This is a genomic window from Deminuibacter soli, from assembly GCF_003412455.1.
In the GTDB taxonomy this organism is placed as follows: Bacteria; Bacteroidota; Bacteroidia; order Chitinophagales; family Chitinophagaceae; genus Deminuibacter; species Deminuibacter soli.
The window spans coordinates 38,415-63,374 of record NZ_QTJU01000014.1 but is presented as its reverse complement, the minus strand read 5'-3'; the positions used below and the strand labels follow the sequence as shown (position 1 = coordinate 63,374).

The following is a 24,960-nucleotide window of genomic DNA, read 5'->3' as shown; positions in this document are numbered from 1 at the left end:
TTGTATGTATAAGGAGTGTTGTGTGTTTTCTGATATGCCGGTGGATGTTTATTTTGACAAGGGTAATGTGTATTTCGGAAAAGAATACTGTATATATCACATCAATGATAATCTGGAGCTCAGGGAGCTATTTGTAAATGACAACACCTCTTATGGGTTTGAACAGGCAATAACAGCGCGTGTGGTTGTACGGGATAAAGACAAATTATCGGTTTACAAACAGGGACTGCTTACAACAGTTCCGCTTATGTATGGAAGCAAGCGGCAGGGAAAGTATTTTGGAGATGATAACTTTCTGTTAAGGTATAAGGAAGAAGATACATGGCGGTTTGGCTTATTTGATTATGAAGGTAAATTGTTGTGGACGTCATTGAATGCAGCGCCTTTTTTTTGTATCGGCGGCGAGGCGGTGCTGGCATTGGCAATGACGGATGAGGGGATAATTAATGGCTATTCTCAGGCAAATGGAGAGCTGAAGTGGAAACTTAATCTGAACAATGTGCTGCGGGCAACCAAAGCCAAAGCACCCACAGCAGGCATTATTTTTAATAACCAGCTTTTTTTCTACACTTATGATATAGAGGATCCGGGAAACCAGGCAACCTTTAGCGTAGATATGCATAGCGGCGAGGTGCTGCAAGAATATCCATATCTACACGGCAAACTTCAGAAGGCCGGTGCCGCTATCTACAGGGTTGGTTGGTATATTGTTGAAATGTTCGATCTGCTTTCCGGTAAGTATGCGGGTATTGACCTTCAAAATGTTCTTAAAGAAAAACAGCTCCATATGAATTACAGCCTCTCAGTTGTAACAGATGAGCAGCTAGTTTACTTTGTGGATGGTGCAAGTGTGCCTACCAACCAGGTTTGTGTGGTGAATTTAACGAATAGTAGCATGGTGTGGCAGCACCAGCTGAATATTGCTGAACAAGGGCATATAAAACAGTTGCATGTTTCCAAAGAGCGTCTGTTTTTGTTGTGTACAGACAACAGCTTGCGAGTGTTCGAAAAGGAATAATTGATTCGAGCTCTGCTTTAAAAATCATGCACCAGCTGCCTGAACGAGCTTCGCAAGCCAAAGCTGAAGAAGGTTTCCTGTTTCTTCCACTGGCTGTTGGTTTCGCTGCGGCGGCCTACGGTGAGCTCTAAACGCAGGTTGTTGGCAGGGTTCAGCAAAAAGGCTGCTTTGCCCTGCACAAATACTACATTGGTGCCCAGGCCCTGCAGCAGGTAGTTGCCGTACTCATATGCGCGGGTATCATAAGATTTAAAAATATCGTGTCCGAAATTATACCCCGCACTGTCCAAACCTTCGCGTGCATACATCACTTCTCCGCGAAAAAACCAGCGTTTTATGCGATAGTCTGCTATGTTTACCCATTCAACAAAATTAGCACCCATCGGGTGGGCAAGCGGCAGGTTATCATGACCATAATTGTTCAGCGTGCTGCGTTCTGAAAAAGTAAACGGGCGCGCAAAATTGGTTTCGGTTAATACATTCAGGTTGGCTATACCAAAAGCATCATTCGCCCTGAAACCCAGCTGGCCGCCGAATTTGTTGGCCCACCAGCCTTTGCCTGCTTTCAGTTCTTTGATCTTGAATTCATCAAGCAACAACTGTCCGTATAAAGCAGATTTACGGCCGGTGGCATATTTAAGGTTAAATCCAATCAACGCATTATCAGGCGAACCATTGGCAAATTCTACCGGGCGTAAAAACAGGATGGGGTTTAAATAACTTACATCAAACCCGCGCTTGCCGGTTGAATCAGAATCCTGCCATATCACCGATTCAAACAGGCCAATGGAAAACTTTTTGGTAACATTCCAGTCCAGGTAGTTGAAGGCGCCCCATTTTTTTCGATAGCCATTGTCGTAAGATGACATGGGGTAAGCCATATCAATAAACTGTGCCCACATGGCCGTATACTGTACCTGCCCGGCGGTAAATTTCAGCTTGAAGAAAGGGTAGTTAAATGCGTTATCGGATAGCAGCATTGACCGGTAACCATCGCCGATAAAATTTTTATCATAACCCAGTTGAAAATCGAAATACTTGCCTGCCTTGTAATTGATGAGGGCAGTAGAGTAGGCGAAGTCGTATGCATGATTCAACTCATGCGGTTTTACTTCACCAAGGCCGCCCGGCATTACCCCTGTGGCTTCTGCAAAGTCGCGCGTGTATTGCGGAAACTTGCCCTGGTTCTCGTAAAACTCAGAACGGAAGGTCAGGTTATTACCTACTTTTCCGCTCAGCGATACGCCGCGTGTGTTGAGCCAGTTGCCGCCGTTAACGCTGCTGTGGCCCGCCTGCCAGTCGGGCAGAAAGCTGATATTAAAACTATAATCTTTGTCTTTTATCACCACCAGGTCTTCGCGCAGCAATTTGCGGTAAACCCATCCTTTAAAACCGCTGAACCTGGCAGAATCTGTTGCCGGCAAATCAAACTGTGTTTGGGTGCTGAAATCGCGCATAGAAGAATGCACATTGCCGCTGTCACCTGCGGGTGTATAAAAGCCGAGTGAAAAGGGGCGTCCGCCATTTTGTGCATTTGCCTGCTGGTAGCCACAGAGAAGGAACACCGTAAAAAACAAAACACACGAAAAAAAGGGTTTTATATACATAAGATATTGATACACCTGTTGAAATACAACATTCCACCCGGCTGTTACGTTTGAAATACTTAAAAACGCGCAAAAATAAGGAGAAAGGATATTCAGTAGTCACTGCAGGGTAAAACAGGCTTGGAATGATAAAGTATTTAAGTTTACAGATTGATAATAAGCGTATTGAGTATTTTATATTGCTTCATTCATTAAACCTGCAACTCCTATTATGGTCATAGCTGAAAAGCGCATGCACGATCCCGGGAATAACAGTAAACCGGTGCCGGCTATCAATGCAGGCATCAAACGTTTTAAGGGCAAATGGACGCCGGCGATGGCGCAGCACCTCGCGAAACGCACTTTGTTCGGGGCGTCTCCGGATGATATCCGTTTTTTCGCGGGCATGTCTCTGCAAAAAAGTGTGCACCAGTTACTGAATGCAAATGAGGCCATGCCAGAACCGCCGCTGCATTATTTGAATGACGAGAGATTTACCGATCCTGATGTGCCGCTTGGCAGCACTTGGGTAAACCAGCTTACTTACACAGGTATGAATAACAGCAGGCGTGAAAATAGCTTTAGGGCCTGGTGGGTAGGATTGATGATAAACCAGGAGCGTAGTTTACGCGAAAAAATGGTGTTGTTCTGGCACAATCACTTCGTAACTGAAATGCGCAGTTTAGGGAATGCTTTATATGGCTACCGCTATAATTCGTTGCTGCGTACGCATGCGCTTGGCAATTTTAAGGTGCTGGTGGCTGCCATAACACGTGACACCGCGATGCTGCGTTACCTCAATGGTCAGTCAAATACCAAAAAAGCGCCGGATGAAAACTATGGCCGTGAGCTGCAGGAATTGTTTACCATTGGTAAGGGACCGGGTTCGCATTATACAGAAGACGATGTGAAAGCTGCTGCACGGGTGTTAACCGGTTACGCCATAGACACCAAAACATTGACCAGTAATTTCATCGGCAACCGCCATGATGATACAGATAAACAGTTTTCTGCTTTTTATAATAGTACAGTTATCAAGGGGCGCAAGGGCAATGATGGAATACTTGAACTCAATGATATGCTGGATATGATTTTCGCGCAGGAAGAAGTATCGCGCTTTATTTGCCGGAAATTATATCGTTTTTTCGTGTATCATGTAATTGATACAATCACTGAGCAAAATGTGATTGAGCCGCTGGCGAAAACTTTTCGTAAAAATGATTATGATATCAAACCCGTATTACAACAATTGTTTGAAAGCAAACATTTCTATGATGCCGGTAACAGGGGAGGAATGATCAAAAGCCCGGTGGATTTTACATTAGGCTTGTGCCGTGAGTTTAAAGTTGCTTTTCCTCCACCACAAGACTACGTGAACCAGTATGGCCTGCAGCAGCAGTTATACCAGCAGGCTTCCAACCTGCAGCAAACGCTTGGCGATCCTCCCAATGTGGCTGGCTGGCCTGCTTATTACCAGGCACCTCAATACGACAAGCTTTGGGTGAATTCAGATACGTTGCCTAAGCGAAGCCAGTTCTCTGACCGTATGATGCTGTTTGGCTTTAATACAAAAGACAAAACTAAAATTTTAGTTGACCCGGTTGCATTTGCCAAACAAACAAGTGATCCCGGTAATCCCGATGTGCTGATCAATGAATCGGTGCATTTGCTGTACATGGTAGAACTGCCGCAGAAAGACAAGGATTATATTAAAACCAATATCCTGCTGTCTGGTCTGCAGGGCATGGCCAGTGATCATTACTGGACACAGGCCTGGCAAACCATGCTCACAAAACCGGCGGATGCGGCTAACCTGAAAAACGTAACAGGCAAACTGAAAAACCTGTACAAGTACCTGATGAACCTGCCACAATACCAGTTAATGTAAACCATATGCAGCAGGCATTACAGCTTGCTGCAACAAGATGCCAGTAAAACAAGCAATCATGAAAAGAAGAGACTTTCTTAAAAATACAACTGCCGGTGTAGTGATCCCTTACCTGGTAAACGGCATGCAGGTAAAAGCTATGGCAGGCACACCGCTGATGAACGCCATGTCGCGTTATATGAACGATGACCGCGTGCTGGTGCTGATACAGCTCAATGGTGGTAACGATGGGTTAAATACCGTGGTGCCATTTGATCAGTATGCGGCATACCAGGCAGCACGTACCAATATTGCCATTCCGCAAAACAAGGTGCTGCGTTTGAATGGTACCGAGCAAACAGGTTTACACCCGGCGCTGTCTGGTTTACAGCAGTTGTACAATGCAGGTAAACTGGGTATTGTGCAATCTGTCGGTTATCCCAAACCCAATTTCTCGCATTTCCGCGCAGCAGATATCTGGATGACGGCCAGTGATTCGGACAAGGTGCTGAATACGGGCTGGGCAGGCCGTTATCTTGATACAGTGTTCCCGCAGTTTCCGCAACAATATCCCAGCGCTGCCATGCCCGATCCGCTGGCCATCCAGGTAGGTTCTGTGGTTACCACTGCTTTACAGGGGCCTGCATTCAGCATGGGACTTGCCATCAGCAACCCGGCAAACTTTTACAACCTTATTGAAGGCAAAACAGATGTGGATGTGAACTCCAGGTGGGGCGAACAAATGGATTACCTGGAAACCATGTCGCTTAAAACCGATGAGTATGCCGCGGTAATTAAACAGGCTGCCATGAAGGTGACGAAGCAGGGCGACAAATATCCTGCAGCAGGCAAAAACAGCCTGGCAGACCAGCTGAAGATTGTGGCAAGAATGATCGGCGGCGGCCTCAAAACAAAAATATACATGGTGAATATGGGTTCGTTTGATACGCACGCAAAACAAACCGATACCATGGATACTACAACAGGTTCGCATGCGCAGCTGCTTACAAAACTCTCCGAAGCCATTACTGCTTTTATGGACGACCTGGATTATTTAAAAGTGGGCGATCGTGTAATGGGGATGACGTTTTCTGAATTTGGCCGTCGTATAAAATCCAATGCCAGCGGCGGTACGGATCATGGTGCAGCTGCCCCCATGTTTTATTTTGGCAACCAGGTAAAAGCAGGTGTTGCAGGGCACAGTCCTGTATTGCCGGCTACTGCTTCGGTGAACGACAATATTGACATGCAGCACGATTTCAGGTCGGTATATGCCACCGTATTACAGCAGTGGTTTTATCTTGATGCGGCCGATGTGCAGCGTGTGTTAGGTGGTGTGCATCCCTTGCTGCCGATTGTGTAAGTGTGGTTTTGCAGGGAAAATTCAAGAGAGCAAATCGTACAAAGTAAAAAGGTCCCCGAAGGGACCTTTTGATTTACAACCCATCATAATGAGTTCGGCCACCTTATCAGAGGTTAGCCTGTATTTTTTTATCGAGTACTGATTTAGGCACAGCACCGATTTGTTTGTCTACTACATTGCCACCTTTGATAAACAGGATGGCAGGGATAGAAGTGATGCCATACTCAACGCTGAGGTTGGGGTTATGGTCAACGTTTACTTTGCCAACGTTGATTTTGCCATCGTATTCTTTAGACAGTTCTTCAATAACGGGTCCGATAGCGCGACAAGGTCCGCACCATTCTGCCCAGAAATCTACTACTGTTAATTTGTCGCTATCCAGTACGCTGGTCTGGAAGTTCGCATCGGTCAGTTCTAAAGCCATATCAGAGAATTTAAATTGTTTAATAATTGTTACTGTGATAGAAGGTCAAATTTAGCTCCAATTCTCAAATGCAACTGTTTTGACTTTTCCACCTATGTGATTTGTGACGGAATAGCGGGAAAAACCTGACAGTGAGGCAGCGGGTGACAAAACTGTGTAAAGGATTAATTGATTGATTATTAAACTGTTATAGAAAGAGAAGTGGAAAATCTGCCTTAATAGATTTCTTCTATGAGGCGATAGAATTTGACAATGAGCAGCAGGAATGATGGATAACCTGTGTATGAGGCAGTGGTGACGGTATTTCAAAAAAGGCATGTGCACGCGGGCATAACGGCGACGATGTATACATGTGTGCCGCCTCTATATTGGCTGGTAAAAAACAGTAGGTTTTGAATAGGAAATGCAGCGCGTGCGGTAAAACTACACACCTGCAATGGGGGCAGTGATGTTATGACAATAAATTCTGCCTGGCCAGGAACTCCAGCTTTCTGTTGGCATCTATCAGCTGGTCGGTAAGTTCGATGTTTTCTTTGCGGAGGCGGAAAACTTCGTAGGCTTTTTCGATGTAAATGCGGATATCATCTTCCTGCCAGGGCTTGGTCAGGTACTTATACACCTGGCCGCGGTTGATGGCGTCGATCACTGCATTGATATCGGTATAACCGGTAATTAAGATGCGGATGGGGTCGGGGTACTGGTTGAGTATGGCTTCGAAAAATTCGATGCCGGTCATCCGGGGCATCCGCTGATCACTGAGCAAAATATGAATGTTTTCTTTTGCCAGTATGCCCATTGCTTCTTCTGCTGATTCTGCTGTGAAAACGGTAAATGTTCTTCTGAAAGCAGCTTTAAACGCCAGCAGATTGTTGGGTTCGTCGTCTACATAAAGTACTGTAATCTCTTTCATGCTGTCACACGATGCAAATAACCTGCTTTTTTAATGGGGGTAATTGCTAAACAAATCTCTTAAAAAGCTGCTACACCAGCAATTAATTATAGCTAAAAATTTGTCTATTCTGCTTTTTGTTGTCAATATTGCTACACCATAACTTTTTAATATGCCGTTAACCCCTGTTTTCCTTGTTGAAACTTTGAAAAATAGTGCAACAAACTCGCTGAAAGAGAACAATTTACACACCCCTGTTTTTTACCGTTTAAACAATGAAAAAGATGCTGCAGCACTGCAACAATTGTTGCATCAAAACACGCATATAAGGGTGTACAATACACTTGCTTCACAGCTGAAAGAACTGGTTAAATCACGCACACCTTCACGCACCTTAACAACAGCTGAAATTGAAGCAGGCATTAAGCATATTTTAAATGATACGGATGCCGATGCCTATGGTGTATGGGTGTATTATCCATGGAGCAGCAGGCTGGTGCATATACTGGATGAAGCAGAGTTTATTGAACTGCGTACAGATCGCAACCGCTATAAAATTACACTGGCAGAACGCGAGTTGCTGGCAAAGAAAAAAGTAGGTGTGATAGGGCTTTCCGTTGGTCAGTCTGTATCGCTTACATTGGCCATGGAGCGTACGTTTGGTGAGTTGCGTATTGCTGATTTTGATGAGCTTGAAATTACCAATCTTAACCGTTTGCGCAGCGGTGTACACAACATGGGTTTAAAGAAAACGGTAATGGTGGCAAGAGAGATTGCAGAGATAGATCCGTTTTTAAAAGTAACCTGTTTTCATGAAGGCATTACTGCTGAAAACATGGATACGTTTTTACTGGGCAATGGCAAGCTGGATGTGCTGATTGATGAATGTGACGGCGTGGATATCAAAATCAACTGCCGCATAGCTGCCAAGAAACACCAGATACCGGTGCTGATGGAAGCAAGCGACCGCGGCACGATTGATATGGAGCGTTTTGACCTGGAGCCCAACCGCCCTATACTGCATGGTTATGTAGAGCACCTGGATATTTCAAGGGTGAAGGAACTGAAAACAAACGAAGAGAAGCTGCCGTTTATATTGCCGATTGTGGGTATCGAAACCATGTCTGTTCGCCTGAAGGCATCGGCGGTGGAAGTAGGCAAAACCATTTCTACCTGGCCGCAGCTGGCCAGTGCGGTTACTTTTGGCGGTGGTGTTACAGCCGACATATGCCGCAGAATGCTGCTGGATCAGCTGCGCCAGAGCGGCCGCTATTTTCTTGACCTGGATGAGCTGATCAGCGACCCGGTAAAACCTGCTCCTGTGCTGGATGATTATGCGGGCATAACACCGCTTACCCAACAGCAGATGGCTGAGCTGGCGGCCCAGGTAACCGTGCCTGCCACAGCAACACCTGTTACAGGTGATGAAGCAAGGCAACTGGTAGAAGCCGCTGCACTGGCGCCTTCTGCAGGCAATAACCAGCCATGGAAATGGTATTTCAACAAAGGCAGCCTGCTGCTGTTTCATGAAGCATCCCGTTCGGCTTCCTTTGCCGATGTTGACAATATGGCCTCGTATGTGGCGCTGGGCACTGCGCTTGAAAATATAGCGCTGAAAGCAGGCGCTATAGGCCTGAAAGCAGGCGTGCAGTTATTCCCGCTGCAGCACCAGCCGCAGAACCCGGTAGCGCTGGTGCATTTTACCAGGGAGCAGCAACCGGCTGATGAACTGGTGAATTATATCGCTACACGTTATACCAACCGCAACAATGGTTCGGGCAAAACAATTGATACGGCTGTTTTTGATGCCATGCAGGCTGCCATAAGCAAGGTGCCGGGCGCACAGCTGCATGTGCTGCATACCACAGAACAGGTGGCTGCCATGGCCGATATTATCGGCCCCTCAGAAAAGCTGCGCCTGTTTATACCGCAGGGGCATTACGATTTGTTTGCCCGTGAACTGCGCACCACAGTAGAAGAAGCAGAAGCAACCCGCGATGGCCTGGATATGCGTACATTAAGTCTTACCGCACTCGAAGCAATCGGTTTAAGGGTGTCCCGCGATTACCGGGCATTGGATTTGCTGGATCAATGGAACCTGGGCTCAGCCATGGAAACCATGGCGCGCAAGGGGGTAACCAGTGCCGCTGCGGTGGGTGTGGTAACCATGCCGGGATTTACGGGCGAAGATTTTATTAACGCGGGCAGGGCCGTAGAGCGGATTTGGCTTACCGCCAGCCGCAGCGGGCTTTCCATGCAGCCGATGCTGGCCCCGCTGTTTCATTTTGCCCGGTTAAACCACCACCATGGCAAAGGCATGGCCGATCATATTCAACGCCAGTTTGCGGCATTACAGGCAAATTTTCGTAAACTTGTCAATACCCAGTCAGAACCTGTTTTCATGTTCAGGCTGTTTTACGGTGACGAGCCCCTGGTGAAATCCCTCAGGCTTAATCTGGATGATATTTACATACAATAGAAGAGACAATCAATGATTTCGGTAAAATTCAGGGCTTTTCCTGCGGTGAACGATCCTGAATCATGCCGCAGGTTTATTTTAGGGCATCGTAAAGTATTAGAGGCTTATGGTATTACCATGATCACTTCCAATAATGCCTACTGGATGGAACATGCCAATACCTATGTTATATTGGCTGAAGATGCCGATGGTAATGCAGTTGGCGGCGTGCGCGTGCAGATAGCCGATGATACCCACCTGCCCATTGAAGATGCGGTGGGCAATGTTGACAAGCGTATTTACGAGGTGGTGAGCAAGTACAAATCGTCACGCACGGCAGAGGCATGCGGTTTATGGAATGCAAGGGAAGTGGCCGGTATAGGACTGAGCTTTTCCCTGCTGCGTGCAGCCATAGCCCAGGCCGGTTTGCTGGGTGTACAAACGTTGTTTGCCCTTGCTGCACCCGTTACCGTGAATATGTGTCTTAATGCAGGTTTTGTTATTGAACGAAGCCTGGGAAAGGATGGCTTTTTCAACTATCCCAAGTTAGACCTGGTGGCTACCGCGATGTTTATTGATAATATTGCCGACATGAACAATGCCAGCGATGAAGACCGCAGCCATATTTTTGAGATCAGGAAAAATCCCAGTATTGTACGTATGGAGACAGGGCCCAAGGGCACGGCTATTATTGAATATAAACTTTTAGAGAACGCTTGCGAAACAGAAAACAAATAACTCTCCGGCTCATTTACCTGTTTGTTGCCCTGGTGCTTGGGGGCAATAGTATTGTAAAGGCACAGGCCCCTGTTATTACAAACGAAGCAGGACTTACCTGCCGGTTGTCGGTGCTGGAAGACAAAACTGCGCAGCTTGATGCAGATGCGGTAAAAAATGCCGCCTTTACACCTTTGCAGAGCAATGCGGTGAACTATGGCCTGTCTAACTCGGCTTACTGGATTAAAATAGATGTCACCAACCCCTCTCCACAGAAAGAATTTCTTTTCGGCATACGCAATGGCACCATTACAGAAGCTACGCTGTATGTAAAAGACAGTACCGGCCATTACCGGCAAACCGGCGCAGGCGGATCTACCATACCGGTTAGCCTGAAAATATTCAGAACACAGTACCCGGTATTTGATATGTACGTGCCGCAGGGCAATAGTGTTACCTACCTGCTGCGCATTAAAAGCGATGATGTACTTGACCTGCCTTTCCAGCTGAACACCGAATCAAAAATCCACGACAGCATCAGTGCCGATCTCTATATTTTCGGGATATACCTCGGTATTATCCTGATCATGTTTTTGTACAACCTGTTTATCTATCTTTCTGTAAAAGACAGCAACTACCTGTATTATGTGCTGTATATTTTAACCATCGGCATTACGCAGGCTTCGCTGAAAGGTTTTTCCACCCGGTTTTTCTGGCCCGATAGTCCCTGGCTTATCAGCCAGGCGCACAATGTATCCATCGCCCTGTCTGGCATAGGATCGCTGTTGTTTGTGTTACAGTTTCTGCATGTGAAACGGTTCAGCAAGCGGGTGTTCTATTTCTTCCTGCTGCTGATGGCAGTGTATGTGGCAGGTATTGTTATCAATCTCTCGGGCAATTATATGCTGTCGCAGCAAATTTTGCAGCAGAACGCAACGGTGGTAGCGCTGTCTATTATGTCGTGCGGCATATGGATCATGCGCAAGGGCGTGCGCGAGGCGGTATATTTCAATATCTCCTGGTTCTTTTTCCTTGCAGGCGTGATAATTTATATCCTGAAAGATGCGGGCATACTGCCGTTTAACGATTTTACCAGCAATTCGATACTGATTGGTTCGGGGCTGGAAGTTTCTTTGCTGTCGTTTGCGCTGGCAGATAAAATCAATACCTATAAAAAGGAAAAAGAAGAATCGCAGGCCATGTCGCTGCGCATATCACAGCTCAACGAACAACTGGTAAGGGAACAGAACGTGGTGCTCGAACGTAAGGTAACCGAACGTACCGAAGCGTTACAGCAGGCCAATGCCCAGCTCAGTGAAACGTTACAGGATTTGAAGGAAGCGCAGATGCAGCTGGTGGAAGCAGAGAAAATGGCCTCACTGGGCCAGTTAACGGCCGGTATTGCGCATGAGATCAATAACCCCATCAACTTTGTAAAATCGAATATCAAGCCCCTGCGGCTGGACATACGTGACCTGTTTGAAGTAATTGGCGAATACGATGCCCTGCACAGTAAAGACATCAACGACATACCTGCAGCCCTGAAAAAGATCGACGCACTGAAAACAGAGATTGATATGGGGCTGGTGAGTGCAGAAATTACCAACCTCATTAAAGGCATTGAAGACGGTGCAGAACGTACAGCAGAAATTGTACGCGGACTGCGCACCTTCAGCAGGCTCGATGAAAGTGAGTTGAAACTGGTGAATGTGCACGATGGTATTGAAAGCACCCTGGTATTGCTGCGCAACAATATACCGCACCAGGTAAGCATCATTAAAAAATTTGAGGCAGAAGGCAATATTGAATGTTATCCCGGTAAACTTAACCAGGTGTTCATGAACATACTCAATAACTCGGTTCAGGCTATCAATGCAAAAAAAGATAGCATGGAAAATGAGTTTATTAGTATCTTAACAAGAGATATTGCAGACAACTGCATTGAAATTTCTATCAAGGATTCGGGTATCGGGATGACGGAAGAGGTGAAACAGAAAATATTTGAGCCATTTTTCACTACCAAGGAAGTAGGGGAGGGAACAGGTTTAGGCATGGCTATTGTTTTCAAAATCATCGGATCGCATCATGGTAAAATCAATATCGTATCTGAACCGGGAAAAGGTGCGGAATTTATTATTACACTGCCATATCTGCAATCTATCATCTAAAGCAAGCCCATGAATGTCACTGAAAAAATAACGGTTCTATACATTGATGACGAGCCCAATAACCTGCAATCCTTCCAGGCTACCTTTCGCAGAAAATACCATATTTTAACGGCGTCTTCGGCTGCCGAAGGCATGGGGGTACTGAACGAGCACCCCGAAGTGCATGTGGTTATTGCCGACCAGCGCATGCCTTATTCCACCGGTGTGGAATTCTTCAATATCGTACGCAAATCGCATCCAGAACCCATTCGCATACTGCTTACCGGTTATACTGATGTAGAAGCCATTGTAGACGCGATTAACAAGGGTGAAATATACCGTTACATAAAAAAGCCCTGGGATGAGGTGGAACTGCAGAACGCCATCCAGAACGGCTATGATATGTACATCACCCGCGGACAGCTGCACCAGAAAATTGATGAGCTGGAGAAAAAGAACAGCGAACTGAACCGCTTTGTGTACAGCATTTCACACGACCTGCGTTCGCCGCTGGCTTCCATTATGGGGATATTAAGCCTCGCAAAAATGGAAGATTCTGTAAAAGACCCCAATAATTACATGGGGATGATTGGTACCTGTGCAGACCGGATGGATTTATTTATCCAGAAAATTATTGAATACTATAAAGGCCTGCGGGCTGATGATGAGATTGTGCCTATTGATTTTACTTCTTTGCTGAACGAGAGCATCGAGATGTGCCGCATGCAAAACCCGGCCATACAATTCGAGCTGTCTGTTTCGCAGGAGGATGAGTTTTACAACGATGCATTCCGGTTGTCGATTATTATGAATAACCTTATCTCCAACGCCGTAAAATACCAGAAAACCACGGAAGTGCAGCCAAGGGTAAAAGTGAGTGTGCATACCACCGCCGAAATGGCCAAGGTAAGTATTGAAGACAATGGCATTGGTATTCTTGACCAGCACCTGAACAGTATATTCAAGATGTTTTTCCGCAGCAGCAGCAACACCTCCATTTCAGGTGTGGGCATCGGGTTGTTTATTGTAAAAGAAGCCCTGCAGCATATTGGCGGCGACATCAGCGTACACTCTGTATTTGGTGTGGGCACCACGTTTACGCTTACTTTACCCAATAAGTCGCCGGTGGTGTATGCACGCTGATGCCGTTATGCGGCAGGGCTTGTACACTACATGTCAAACAGGCCTGTGCAGGGTACAGGCTGCTTCAGGCGGTTGCTTTCAAACGCCAGCTCAATAATGCGGATATTGTTGTACGATTGCTCGGGTTTTACCTGTAATGGTGCGCCGTTCACAATGGTATTGTATAAATCCACATAGTAGTTTCCGTAATGGCCTTTCTTTGAGGGATATTTCTTTTTAATCACTTCACCGTTCACTGCCGTGTGCAGCAAGCCAAAATGTTCTTCCGGTTCCTGGCCCCAGTTGTCCCCCACAGGCATGGCGCCCTGCTTCAGTAATGCTTCCTGCGGGTCTTCCCCATATTTAATAAAAGAACCTTCGCGGCCGTGTATCATGTAGCGCGGGCCTGGTTCACGAACAAGCATCCCACCTTTAAGTATTACTTTGTTAAAACCATAATCCAGGTGCAGTTCAAAAAAATCATCTACCCGTGCATGCGGGCGCTGGCAACGGATATCGGCATACAGCGCTTTGGGTAAACCAAACAAACAAAGGGCCTGGTCAACAATATGCGGGCTCAGATCGAAAAATACACCGCTGCCGGGTATGTTTTCTTCGCGCCATGCATTGGGTTTGGCTTCGGGACGGTAACGGTCGTAATGCGCCTCGTAAGTATGTATTTCGCCCAGCAGCTGCTGGTCTGTTATTTCCCTGATGGTTAAATAATCCGATACATAGCGCCTGTTCTGGTACACACTTAACACTTTGCCGCTGTTGCGTGCGGTGGCTATTAACCCGAGTGCATCATCGCTGGTAATGGTGAATGGTTTTTCTACCACTACATGTTTCCCGGCGCCCAGTGCTGCTGCGGTATAGGGTACATGGGTATCGTTGGGTGTGGTAATTACCACCATGTCTATGTCTTCCTGCAGCATGGCATCAATGTCGCGCACAATCTTCGCATCGGGAAACAGCTGTTTCGATTCTTCCCTGCTGCGTTCGAGTACGGTTGTTACTTTAAACTGCGGGAGGGTGGCCAGAAAGGGGGCATGCATAACTTTGGCCGCTACGCCGTAACCAATTAATCCTACTTTGATAACTGTTTCCATCTGTTTGTTTTTTCAACCAGGCTTACCGCATACTTTATGCCAGCCCGCTTTGTGAATGCAAACAAAAGTAGGAAGAAGCGGTGAGATGGTTAGCGCTGATTTTCGAATGCTTTGGTTACCTGCCAGTCGCCATTGTGCCACTGTATGGTTTTAAACCGGGTGTTGTCTTTGTTGTGGATATTGATGAAGTACACATGATCGGTGGGCAGTTCCAGCTCGGCTATGTTGTTGATTTTATATTCGTCGAAGTTTCTGCGAATATCTTCTGCTACATTATAGGGCAGGTGTTCTTCGGTATATACCAGTTCATGGCATTGCCATACGCCGCCTGCGGTATAAAACTGCATGTGTTTTACATTGTTTGCTTCAAAGCTGGCTACCCATCCGCCGTCTGATGTAATGCTCCAGTTTTCATCTGCAGGTGAGCCGGATTGTTTTCTGAAATCACGCACGGCTTTTATGTTTACGGTTTTACGTACTTCTGCAGGTAATACAGAACTTACGATGGTGGCGGTTTGTGCGCTTGCTTTTTCTGCACCTGCCAGCAATAATGCAAGCAGCAGGATGATGAGGTTCTGTTTCATGGCTGTTGATTTTATTGTATGCCATAAAGCTACTGTGCTATGCAGGGCAAGTCCAGCGCGGTTGTGTGGTTGGGGTGTTTGGGTGAGTGGATGGGAGACAATCGTGAGTGGGAAAACATCGAGAGCCGAGAATGGACAGTCGAGATGACCGAAGCGGAGATTTTTACCGCAAAGTGCACAGAGGAATACACACGGAGCGCACGGAGGATTTGAGCGGAATATTCACCAAGGAGCCATTGAACAATGACACCATTGAACCATTAACCAGCGGTTCTTCCGGGTTGCAGTTTGCGCAGCAGGGCGTCTTTGCGGCTTTTGGATACGTCGACGTGGCTGTTATCGGTCATAACAAGGTAGCCGCCTTCGCCGCGGATGTATTTGGTGATTTCGTCGAGGTTAACAAGGTAGCTGTTGTGTACACGTGTGAAGCTGTATTCATCCAGCATTTCTTCTATTTCCTTGAGCGTGCGCGATACGGTGAGCTTTTGCTGCTGTTTCAGGTACAGCGTGGTATAGTTGCTGGCAGAGGCACAGTAAATGATGTGGGCAATATCAATAAGCTGCAGCCCTTCAAAAGTAGGCATGGCTATTTTACGCATGCTGGCAGCGGGTTGCTGCATTTTTTGCAGCAGCAGGCCCAGTTGTTCGTTCAGGTTGTTGCCTGCAGGTGTGCGTTGCAGTTTTTGTATGGCCTGCTGTAACTCTTCACGGTCTATCGGTTTCAGCAGGTAATCCATGGCGCTGAAGCGGATGGCTTTAATGGCATACTTGTCGTAACTGGTGGTGAAGATGAGGTTGAACGATACGTCCTGCAACTGTTCCAGCAGCTCAAAGCCATTCATGTGCGGCATTTCCACATCCAAAAAAACCACATCGGGTGTTTGCTGCCTGATGGCGATCAGTGCTTCGTGGGCCGAGTTGCAGCTGGGTAATATATAAATACCGGGGTGGTATTTCTCCAGCAGGGTTTGCAGCACCTCGCATGAATTGGGTTCGTCGTCTACAATCAGGGCTTTCATCATAACAATGGATTTGTATTAATCAGGTAAAATCGGGAATGGTTGTTCAACAGGCAGCTTTATGAGTATCTCAGTGCCACAGGCTTCACCATAGGAATCAACAAGATCAGTTACTTCCAGCGTTACTTTTTCCTTGCGCTGCTGTTGCAGCAGGCCCAGCCGTTCTGATGTAATGCGCATGCCAAAGGATTTGCGGTTGTTGGCAGATTTGCTTTTGAGCTCTGCTGCTTTTGCGCGGCCGATACCATCATCGGTAATACGGCAGCACAGGTAATCTCCTTCGCTGTACAGGTGTATGGTTACCAAACCCCTGGTAGGCTTGTGCAGCAGGCCATGCCAGATGGCGTTTTCTACAAAGGGCTGTATCAGCATGGGCGGTGTGTACAGCATATCTGCATTCAATGCTTCTTCGCATTCAATGTGGTAACTGAAGCGGTCGCCAAAGCGTACCTGTTCCAGTTTAAGATATATATCCAGCATCTCCAGTTCTTCTGCCAGTGTAATCTGGTTTTTATCGCCGTTCTGCAATACCAGCCGTATCAGCCTGGAAAACTTGGTGAGGTAATCAGCCGCGGTTTCCGTTTCATTTTTCAGGATAAAGCGGTTGATGGAATTAAGACTGTTGAAAATAAAATGCGGATTCATTTGTGCATGCAGGGCGCGCATCTTCAGTTCTGCCGTATGTTTTTCAAATGCTGCCTGCTGCCGTTCACTTTCTGTTTTCTGCAACTGCAATTCCTGCTCCAGCTGTTCGCGGCGTATGTGTTCGTTCCTGCGTTTGAGCATGTTGTTGCGCAATACCACAAAACCCAGCAGCAGTAAGGCGCCTATGCCTGCCAGCAGCATGTTGATGCGCATGTTGTTGGTTTCGCGCTGTTGCTCCAGCTGGCAAATGCGGGCCTCGTTTTCCTGGTTCTTGATAGAGGCTTTGTAAAAAGCCAGCTTGCGGGCCGATTGCTCCACGTCTATCGAGTTGTTGAGCGCCGTGTAACGGGTAAGGTACACGTAAGCACTGTCTGTATTGCCGGTGCTGTGATACGCGTGCCATAACAATGCATTGCCATCGCGCAGGTATTGTGCTGCACCGGTGCGCATGGCCAGGTCTATGCTTTCGCGCCCGTATTGCAATGCATCCTGGGGGCGGTTAATATCGAGACTGGCCTGGCCAAGCAGCTGCAGCGTTTTGAGCACCTGGTTATTGTCTTGCCCGTGCTTAAAAAACTGGTAAGCGGTAAGCAGCATTTCCATGGCCTGTGCATGTTGCCCCTGCGTAAGCAGTATCTGGGCCATATCTGTTTTGGGAAACATGGCATACCGCAGTTTCAGCAGCGAATCTACCTGCATGGTATCTATATGGTGCAGCTGTTCCTGGTAACAGGCAACGGCCGAATCGTACATGCCACGTTTGAAGTATACATTGCCCATGTACAGGTACGGTGCTTTTTGCGATACATGGTATTTGCGCCTTTGTTCTTCTGCCTGCCTGAAAAAATCCATTGCCGCATCAATGTCATCTATCGTATTGTACAACTCGCCAAATATCACCAGTGCGTATACTGTGCCCACAGAATCTTTAGCCCGTATGCTGCGCTGCAGGCCTTCGTTGCAGTATTCAAATGCTTTGCCGTAGTTGCCCATTTCCTGGAACATACAGCCCAGCATGCTGGTGGCTGTGGCTGCAATGCGGGCTCCTTCTATATCAGCAGGGTTAGCGGCTGCCGTGGATATCAGCGCACGGTATACTTTTTCGCCTTCTGTAAACCGGCTCTGTGCATACAGTGCAAAGGCTAAACAATTCAATGCATCCAGCACTTCCCGGTGACGGCCCAGCTGTTCGTTTAATTCAAAGGCTTCCCGCGCGGCAGTTTCTGCTTCCGGAAAATTGCCGATCTCTGTTTGCAGTTTGCTTTCCAGGTAACGGGCGTCTGCCAGGGCCGAGGTGTATTCCAGCTCTTCCGCAATAGCAGCAGCCTGTTGTAATTGCTTCATTGCCGCGCCGGTGTGCTGCAGCAGCTGGCGCCTGGCCTGCGCAATCAGGGTATCGGTGCCGGCCTTTGTAGCAGGCTGTTGCCGGGCTGTAGCGTACTGGCAAACGCAAACGAGCAGGGTAATGAAAAATAGCCGCATGTGCACTTTCCTTTTCTCTTTATAATGTACAAACAATTGTGCGCACGGAAGTACGCTTTTTTATGAACGGCAGGCAAGAGGGAATGAGTGTTTGACGGGTTTGGGTGAGTGAGTGGGGGACGAGAATCGTGAGTCGTGAGTCGTCAGTCGTGAGTGATCTTAGCGGGTATTATTATCTTAGCGGAGATTTTAACCGCAAAGAACACAGAGGCAAAACCCGCTAAGATCACAAAGGGAGGTGGTAACGGTAAAACAATGCCCCGCGATCGAAGATGGCGGGGCATTTTATTCACTATTGACTATTGACTATTCACTGGCTTTTATCACTCACCACTCACTACTCACCACTCACTGTTTCAGCGTGGGCGCCAGTACTTTGGGGTCGCCATCGATTTTTTCGGTGTAGTGGAGGCCCAGGATGCGGGCTACAAGAGGGTATACATGTACATTTTCGAAACCTGCAATGCGCTGGCCCTGGTTAAAGGCCGGCCCCCAGGCATAAAAGGTGGCGTGCATATCGGGCAGGGCCGGGTCGAAGCCGTGTTTGCCGGGCATGGGCCTGCGGGTGTTCATGCTGAAAAAGCGGGGCAGGTGCGGAACCAGTATAATGTCGCCAAGGCGGTTGTAACGGTCGTCTTTTTTGCTGTAATGCCAGCGTTCGGGCATGTTGGCAGGGAGGTAAACATCAAACGAACCGGAATCTTTGGCCTGCTGCTGCAGGGCTTTGTAAGTGGGTTGTACGTCTTTTTTGTCTTTCGCGTACAGGTGCAGCAGCGCATCGCCCCAGGGAATGTAAAATTTGGTGGTGTCAATCACTGAAGGCAGGGCTATCGGGTGTTCAATATCCGTTTGCGTCATGCCGTGGTCGCTTACAAAAATGAAGTTTACCGGGAGGTGCAGTGAATCGACTGTTGCTACCAGTTTGGCTACGCTGGAATCGACAAACTGAACGGCGGCAGCGGCTTCCTTGCTGTCTGGCCCGTACATATGCTCCTGGTGATCAACGTCGGATAAATAAAAGGTAATGAAGTGGGGTCGCTGGTTTTCAGGCAATTGCAGCCATTTTTTCACTGTGCCGATGCGCTCGTCGATGCCTGTTGCATCGTTGAAATTGTAATAATAGGTAGGACGAACACCCTTGATGGCGCTTTCTGAGGCTACCCAGAAATAGCTGGCGGTTACCATTTGCTGTTGCTCGGCAAGCACCCACAGGGGCGTGCCGCCATACCAGGAGCTGTCTGCCACGGCCTTTTTATTGCCCATGGTATAGGATGCCTGGCGGTTTTCATCGTAAAAACCATTGTCTACCAGTCCATTGTGAGCAGGGTACAAACCGGTAACAATGGTATAATGGTTGGGAAAGGTAAGTGAAGGGAATGATGGCTGCATATAATCGGCCTGTACACCGCCGGCGCGCAGGCGCTGGAGGTTTTTAGCGTTGAATTTGTCGGCCAGGTCAGCGCGGAAGCCGTCTGCAGAAATCAGGATAACATAGGGTTTTTGTTCCTGGGCCGGGCTGTTGAAGCGGTTAGGGACTATTTTCTGCGTGGTATCCTGGGCAAAACTGTGCTGGGTAAAGGCCAGCGCCAGGAGAAATGCGACTTTTCTAAGCACCATAATTTGTTTTTTACGCGCGCAAAATTCGAGTAACGGGACGAGAAATGAGCGCCCACGGCAAAAATTAAGGGAATGATAGCAGATCTTGAATCGTGAATCAATGTCATTTAGTTAAGCGTGATTTATATTTTTACCGCAAAGAACACAAAGGGAAAACCCACAAAGTTCACAAAGGAACCGTTAACTAAACGACATTGAATCGTGAATTGTGAGTGGGAAAAATACTGTGTCGTTGTCATTGTGCGTAAGAATGTGGCTGTGGGGACACAGCCACGCGCATAATTTTATTCACTATTGACTATTCACTATTCACCGGCTTTTTTACTCACCACTCACTAATCCGTTACGCTGCAGGAGCGTGATGATATCGCTGTAGGGCATGTTTTCCAGCTGAGCCCTGGTATAGCGGTTTAACAGGCTTGTGCTGCGGCCGCCTGCTACGCTGCCCGGGATAATGACGTAGCGGAATTTAAGACCCGTGTAATTGTAAAAGGACAGCAGTTCGATTGTGCCCGGTTTTAAGCCTACCTGGCCAAAATAGGTATTGGCGTTTACCACACTTTGGGTACCATCGCTGCCGGTGAACGTAAGGTAGGTTAATACCACACCACTGTCGAGAATGGATTGTGTAATACCGGGGGCGCTAATGCTTTGAAAGTAAACGGAATCACTCCTGATTAATGACATGTTTAAAGTAATCCAGGGAGAATGGATTACGTTAGCCGTACCTGTGTCGCCCTTGGGCCCTTCTGTGCCGTTTTTTGAACAGCCGGTGTTGATGCCCATGTACAGAATGCTGCCAAAGAACAGCACCAGGAATAGCAGTTGCTTTTTGTGCATGATATGTTCTTTAATAATGGTATTAGGTTTAAAACACATTAAAGATAATCATATCATGCACACGTTACAACACTAGCGGTCGTTTAAACCCACATTTACGTCCACATCGGGGTAATCCATCAGGAAAAGGGCCATTTCATCGTTCATCTGGAACCCGCGTTCCATGGTATACATGCTTATTTTGAGGTTTTCTCTTGGTTCGTAAAAGTTGAAGCGCAGGGAAGCCTTGCCGGGGTTGGCTTTTACATTGTTCTCGATAAACTCCACAAACTCTTTGGAGATGGCTACAGGGTGTGCACTGATCTCCAGCTGTTTGGTGAGCGATTGTTTTACGGTTTCGAGCAGGTTGATGCTGCTTACCTTAAACTCGTAGCTGTCGCTGTTGAAGCGTTGTTTAAAGAAGCCGTTCACCATTACGTTCTTGCCTTTTTCAATGTAGTTCTGGAAGCGCACGTAATCATCACTCCACAACATGATATCGGTTTTGCCGGTGAAATCTTCAATCACCAGTATGCCGAAGTTGCGGCCTGTTTTGGTAATGCGGTGCTGGGCATCGGTTACCAGGCCGGCGAGCCTGAAGTTGCGGCTGCCAACGGTTTGCAGGTTAGATGGGGTGTCTTTTATTTCATTGAAATCGGCCAGCGTCATAATGCCGTAATGCTTCAGCTCAAACTTGTAATGATCCAGCGGGTGACCACTGAGGTAGATACCGGTGACTTCCTTTTCAAAGTCGAGCCTTTCGGTTAGCGACCATGTTTCGCAGGGCGGTAATTTAGGCGGCGGTATTTCCTGCATTACTGCATCGCCAAACAGGCTGTGGGTTGACTGGTGTTTGTTGGCCTGGTACTGGTTGCCAAACATAATCACACGTTCCAGCCCGCTTTTTTGCTCGTTGGGTGCTGTAAAAAAATACTGTGCACGGTGTATATCGGTGAAGCAATCAAATGCGCCGGAATAAATAAGGCTCTCCATTGATTTCTTGTTCACCGCACGCTGGTTAATGCGCTTTACAAAATCGAATATGTCTTTGTAAGTGCCATTCAGCGCGCGTTCTTCAATTATGCTTTCAATGGCTGCTTCGCCCACGCCCTTCAGGCCACCGAAACCAAAACGGATAATGCCCGGTTCTTCAATGGGGGCGCCGGGTTTTTTATTTACCGCGAAGCCTTTGGTTGATTCATTGATGTCTGGTCCCAATACCTGCAGTCCCATGCGTTTGCACTCTTCCATGAAGAAGGTGATTTTTTCAATGGCACCTGCGTGGTTGAGTACGGCGGCCATGTATTCGCTGGGGTAGTGTGCTTTGAGATAAGCGGTTTGGTAAGCCACAAACGCATAACAGGTACTGTGCGATTTGTTGAAGGCGTATTGCGCGAAGGCTTCCCAGTCGGTCCATATTTTATCCAGCTTATCGGCAGGATGTCCTTTGGCCTGTGCGCCTTCCAGGAACTGCGCTTTCATTTTATTCAGTACCGCGATCTGCTTTTTACCCATGGCTTTACGCAGTACGTCGGCATCACCTTTCGAGAAGCCGGCAAGACTTTGTGACAGCAACATTACCTGTTCCTGGTATACGGTGATACCATAGGTGTCGGCCAGGTATTCTTCCATCTCCGGCAAATCGTAGGTAATGGTTTCGCGGCCGTGTTTACGGTCAATGAAGTTGGGGATGTAAGCGATAGGGCCCGGGCGGTACAGGGCGTTCATCGCAATAAGGTCTGCGAATTTATCGGGCTTCAGCTCGCGCAGGTATTTCTGCATGCCCGGACTTTCAAACTGGAATGTACCGTTGGTTTCTCCTTTCTGGTACAGCTGGTAGGTTTTTTCATCATCCAGCGGTATGTAGTCGATATCTATTTCAATACCGAAATTCTTTTTGATAAGGCCCAGTGCGGTTTTGATGATGGACAGGGTTTTGAGACCCAGGAAGTCCATCTTGATTACGCCTGCATCTTCAATAATACTGCCCTCGAACTGGGTAACCCATAAGTCAGAATCCTTTGCGGTAGATACGGGCAATAATTCCGTAAGGTCTTTCGGGGCAATGATGATACCTGCGGCGTGTATACCGGTGTTACGTACCGAGCCTTCCAAACGTTCGGCTTCGCGCAGCACCTGCCCGCGGATATCTTCACCCTGGTATATATCGCGCAGCCTGCGTACGTTATCGAGGTCTTCAGGGCCAAGGCCTTCTTTTTCTTCGAGTGATTTGGCGCCGTCTTTCGATGTAATGGGGGCCTGTAACACGCGACCCAGTTCAATACCCGGCTTGTCGGGCACCATTTTGGCCAGGGCATTTGATTCAGGCAATGGAAGATCCAGTGCGCGTGCCACATCTTTGATACTCATTTTGGCGGCCATGGTACCATAGGTGATAATCTGCGCCACCTGTTGTTTGCCGTATTTCTGCACCACGTAATCAATTACACGCTGGCGGCCTTCATCATCAAAGTCGGTATCAATATCCGGCATGCTTTTACGATCCGGGTTCAGGAAACGTTCGAACAGCAGGTTGTATTTAATGGGGTCGATATTGGTGATGCCAATGCAATAAGCCACTGCACTGCCTGCGGCCGATCCGCGGCCCGGGCCGATGAATACACCGAGGTCACGGCCTGCCTTGATAAAGTCACTCACAATAAGGAAGTAACCGGCAAACCCCATGGTTTTAATGGTGAACAACTCAAAGTCTATACGCTCGCGTATGTCTTCCGTAATCTCGCTGTAGCGCGCTCTTGCACCTTCGTAGGTAAGGTAGTGCAGGAAGTTCCACTGGTTGATGTTGGCATCTTCTGTTGTCTGAAACTCTTTGGGAATAGGGAATGCAGGCAGCAGGATGTCTTTCTTCAGGTTCAGCACCTCGATCTTGTCAACAATGGCGTTGGTATTGTCGAGCGATTCGGGTATGTCGTGGAAGAGGCGGTTCATCTCTTCCGTTGTTTTGAAATAGAACTGGTCGTTCGGGAATTTAAAGCGGCGGTTTTTGAACTGCAGCTCATCATTCACAAAGTCGTCGAACCCGGGTGTGCTTTGCTTTTCACCAGTGTTAATACAAAGCAGGATATCGTGGGCATTGGCATCTTCGCGGTCGGTGTAGTGACTGTCGTTTGTGGCAATGACGGGTACATTGAATTTCTTCGCGAATTTCAGCAGCACTTCGTTGATGATGCCCTGCTCTTTAATGTCGTGGCGTTGTACTTCAATGTAGTAGTCTTCACCAAAAATATCCAGCCACCATTTGAATTCCTTTTCTGCTGCTTCTTCACCATCGTGCAGGATGGTTTGGGGCACATAACCGCCAATGCAGCAGGTAGTGGCAATAAGTCCTTCGTGGTATTTTTCAATCAGCTCCTTATCTATACGCGGGTACTTGCTGTACATACCTTCGATAAAACCGAGCGAGGTAAGTTTGATGAGGTTCTGGTAACCAACTTTATTTTTGGCGAGCATTACCTGGTGGTAACGTTCGTCTTTTACTTCTTTGGAGAAGGATTTTTTGTGCCTGTCTTCCACCACGTAAAATTCGCAGCCTACCACGGGTTTAACCACGGGCTCGGTAATGTCTTTGCCTTTTTCGTCTTTCCCGATGACGCGGGTATTTTTCCATGCCTGGCTTACAAATTCAAATACGCCGAACATATTGCCATGATCGGTGATGGCGAGTGCGGGCATATTGTCTTTCGCTGCTTTTTTATACAGGCTGTCAATAGAGGCCGCCCCGTCGAGCAGGGAGTATTGCGTATGGGTGTGTAGATGCGAAAATTTCATAATCGTACGTAGCGCTGTTTTTTAACCGCAAAGGGCGCAGAGGGAAAACCCGCAAAGGCCACAAAGCGATATGGAACTAACGGCGTAATACGCTTGTGATGAGATCGCTGGCGCGGAGGTTGGTATGATGCCGGATTCTGTAATTCCGGTTGCGTTTGCACTTATTCCCAGGTTCTGCATCTCAGGCGTCCGCCGTCTGCAAATGTCGTAAAAAAGCAGGGTTTGAACAGCTTGCAGTTATCCACAAACTGGTATTATTTAACAATATACAAAAACTTGTGCAGGTTTGTTGGTGGCAAAGCGCA

Annotated in this window: 17 protein-coding genes; 7 read left to right on the top strand and 10 right to left on the bottom strand. The window is 47.5% G+C overall.

The window, feature by feature from the left end; all coding sequences use genetic code 11:
• The first annotated feature begins 4 nt into the window (after nucleotides 1–4).
• Nucleotides 5–1,018 (top strand): hypothetical protein, encoded by a 1,014-nt coding sequence (locus DXN05_RS23075; protein ID WP_147314064.1) that lies wholly within the window; start codon nucleotides 5–7, stop codon nucleotides 1,016–1,018.
• A 17-nt stretch (nucleotides 1,019–1,035) separates the two neighbouring features.
• On the opposite strand, the gene DXN05_RS23070 is transcribed toward DXN05_RS23075, so the two are convergent.
• Nucleotides 1,036–2,583 (bottom strand): hypothetical protein, encoded by a 1,548-nt coding sequence (locus DXN05_RS23070; RefSeq protein WP_147314062.1) that lies wholly within the window; start codon nucleotides 2,581–2,583, stop codon nucleotides 1,036–1,038.
• 253 nt (nucleotides 2,584–2,836) lie between these two features.
• Between DXN05_RS23070 and DXN05_RS23065 the strand changes: the two genes are divergently transcribed.
• Both DXN05_RS23065 and DXN05_RS23060 read left to right on the top strand, forming a co-directional pair.
• Nucleotides 2,837–4,492: a DUF1800 domain-containing protein gene (locus DXN05_RS23065; protein WP_116849676.1), complete on the top strand. Its 1,656-nt coding sequence runs from the start codon at nucleotides 2,837–2,839 to the stop codon at nucleotides 4,490–4,492.
• A gap of 58 nt (nucleotides 4,493–4,550) precedes the next feature.
• Nucleotides 4,551–5,834, top strand: coding sequence for a DUF1501 domain-containing protein (locus DXN05_RS23060; RefSeq protein ID WP_116849702.1), 1,284 nt, complete (start codon nucleotides 4,551–4,553; stop codon nucleotides 5,832–5,834).
• A gap of 106 nt (nucleotides 5,835–5,940) precedes the next feature.
• Here DXN05_RS23060 and trxA read toward each other — a convergent pair whose 3' ends face one another.
• Nucleotides 5,941–6,258, bottom strand: coding sequence for a thioredoxin (gene trxA, locus DXN05_RS23055; protein ID WP_116849675.1), 318 nt, complete (start codon nucleotides 6,256–6,258; stop codon nucleotides 5,941–5,943).
• 451 nt (nucleotides 6,259–6,709) lie between these two features.
• Nucleotides 6,710–7,168, bottom strand: a complete 459-nt coding sequence (locus DXN05_RS23050) for a response regulator (RefSeq protein WP_116849674.1) — start codon at nucleotides 7,166–7,168, stop codon at nucleotides 6,710–6,712.
• Between the two features lie 184 nt (nucleotides 7,169–7,352).
• Between DXN05_RS23050 and DXN05_RS23045 the strand changes: the two genes are divergently transcribed.
• Genes DXN05_RS23045 through DXN05_RS23030 form a run of 4 tightly spaced genes read left to right on the top strand, consistent with a single transcriptional unit; the run spans nucleotide 7,353 to nucleotide 13,612 of the window.
• Nucleotides 7,353–9,626 (top strand): Rv1355c family protein, encoded by a 2,274-nt coding sequence (locus DXN05_RS23045; protein WP_158559416.1) that lies wholly within the window; start codon nucleotides 7,353–7,355, stop codon nucleotides 9,624–9,626.
• 12 nt (nucleotides 9,627–9,638) lie between these two features.
• Nucleotides 9,639–10,343 carry a hypothetical protein gene (locus DXN05_RS23040; RefSeq protein WP_116849672.1) on the top strand — a complete coding sequence of 235 codons (705 nt, stop codon included), beginning with the start codon at nucleotides 9,639–9,641 and terminating at the stop codon, nucleotides 10,341–10,343.
• Nucleotides 10,322–12,490, top strand: coding sequence for a sensor histidine kinase (locus DXN05_RS23035; RefSeq protein WP_116849671.1), 2,169 nt, complete (start codon nucleotides 10,322–10,324; stop codon nucleotides 12,488–12,490). The genes DXN05_RS23040 and DXN05_RS23035 overlap by 22 nt, the downstream gene beginning before the upstream one ends.
• A 9-nt stretch (nucleotides 12,491–12,499) precedes the next feature.
• Nucleotides 12,500–13,612: a hybrid sensor histidine kinase/response regulator gene (locus DXN05_RS23030; RefSeq protein WP_116849670.1), complete on the top strand. Its 1,113-nt coding sequence runs from the start codon at nucleotides 12,500–12,502 to the stop codon at nucleotides 13,610–13,612.
• A gap of 26 nt (nucleotides 13,613–13,638) precedes the next feature.
• Here DXN05_RS23030 and DXN05_RS23025 read toward each other — a convergent pair whose 3' ends face one another.
• The 7 genes from DXN05_RS23025 to dnaE all read right to left on the bottom strand — a co-directional run bounded on the left by DXN05_RS23025 (nucleotide 13,639) and on the right by dnaE (nucleotide 24,655).
• Nucleotides 13,639–14,700, bottom strand: coding sequence for a Gfo/Idh/MocA family oxidoreductase (locus DXN05_RS23025; protein ID WP_116849669.1), 1,062 nt, complete (start codon nucleotides 14,698–14,700; stop codon nucleotides 13,639–13,641).
• A gap of 89 nt (nucleotides 14,701–14,789) precedes the next feature.
• The gene (locus DXN05_RS23020; RefSeq protein WP_116849668.1) at nucleotides 14,790–15,284 is read right to left on the bottom strand and encodes a hypothetical protein; all 495 of its coding nucleotides are present in this window, start codon (nucleotides 15,282–15,284) and stop codon (nucleotides 14,790–14,792) included.
• 260 nt (nucleotides 15,285–15,544) lie between these two features.
• Nucleotides 15,545–16,306, bottom strand: coding sequence for a LytR/AlgR family response regulator transcription factor (locus DXN05_RS25215; protein ID WP_116849667.1), 762 nt, complete (start codon nucleotides 16,304–16,306; stop codon nucleotides 15,545–15,547).
• 15 nt (nucleotides 16,307–16,321) lie between these two features.
• A complete protein-coding gene (locus tag DXN05_RS23010; protein ID WP_147314060.1) occupies nucleotides 16,322–18,430 on the bottom strand; it encodes a histidine kinase in 2,109 nt (702 codons plus the stop codon).
• Between the two features lie 348 nt (nucleotides 18,431–18,778).
• Nucleotides 18,779–20,047: an alkaline phosphatase family protein gene (locus DXN05_RS23005; protein ID WP_116849665.1), complete on the bottom strand. Its 1,269-nt coding sequence runs from the start codon at nucleotides 20,045–20,047 to the stop codon at nucleotides 18,779–18,781.
• A gap of 321 nt (nucleotides 20,048–20,368) precedes the next feature.
• A complete protein-coding gene (locus DXN05_RS23000; RefSeq protein WP_147314059.1) occupies nucleotides 20,369–20,887 on the bottom strand; it encodes a hypothetical protein in 519 nt (172 codons plus the stop codon).
• 72 nt (nucleotides 20,888–20,959) lie between these two features.
• Nucleotides 20,960–24,655, bottom strand: a complete 3,696-nt coding sequence (gene dnaE, locus DXN05_RS22995) for a DNA polymerase III subunit alpha (RefSeq protein WP_116849663.1) — start codon at nucleotides 24,653–24,655, stop codon at nucleotides 20,960–20,962.
• Between the last annotated feature and the right edge of the window lie 305 nt (nucleotides 24,656–24,960).

Coding starts and splice junctions, on each gene's coding strand:
- DXN05_RS23075 (WP_147314064.1), top strand. CDS start 5: ATGTATAAGGAGTGTTGTGTGTTTTCTGATATGCCGGTGGATGTTTAT.
- DXN05_RS23020 (WP_116849668.1), bottom strand. CDS start 15,284: ATGAAACAGAACCTCATCATCCTGCTGCTTGCATTATTGCTGGCAGGT.
- DXN05_RS23065 (WP_116849676.1), top strand. CDS start 2,837: ATGGTCATAGCTGAAAAGCGCATGCACGATCCCGGGAATAACAGTAAA.
- DXN05_RS25215 (WP_116849667.1), bottom strand. CDS start 16,306: ATGATGAAAGCCCTGATTGTAGACGACGAACCCAATTCATGCGAGGTG.
- DXN05_RS23030 (WP_116849670.1), top strand. CDS start 12,500: ATGAATGTCACTGAAAAAATAACGGTTCTATACATTGATGACGAGCCC.
- DXN05_RS23050 (WP_116849674.1), bottom strand. CDS start 7,168: ATGAAAGAGATTACAGTACTTTATGTAGACGACGAACCCAACAATCTG.
- DXN05_RS23025 (WP_116849669.1), bottom strand. CDS start 14,700: ATGGAAACAGTTATCAAAGTAGGATTAATTGGTTACGGCGTAGCGGCC.
- DXN05_RS23010 (WP_147314060.1), bottom strand. CDS start 18,430: ATGCGGCTATTTTTCATTACCCTGCTCGTTTGCGTTTGCCAGTACGCT.
- trxA (WP_116849675.1), bottom strand. CDS start 6,258: ATGGCTTTAGAACTGACCGATGCGAACTTCCAGACCAGCGTACTGGAT.
- dnaE (WP_116849663.1), bottom strand. CDS start 24,655: ATGAAATTTTCGCATCTACACACCCATACGCAATACTCCCTGCTCGAC.
- DXN05_RS23060 (WP_116849702.1), top strand. CDS start 4,551: ATGAAAAGAAGAGACTTTCTTAAAAATACAACTGCCGGTGTAGTGATC.
- DXN05_RS23040 (WP_116849672.1), top strand. CDS start 9,639: ATGATTTCGGTAAAATTCAGGGCTTTTCCTGCGGTGAACGATCCTGAA.
- DXN05_RS23005 (WP_116849665.1), bottom strand. CDS start 20,047: ATGGTGCTTAGAAAAGTCGCATTTCTCCTGGCGCTGGCCTTTACCCAG.
- DXN05_RS23000 (WP_147314059.1), bottom strand. CDS start 20,887: ATGCACAAAAAGCAACTGCTATTCCTGGTGCTGTTCTTTGGCAGCATT.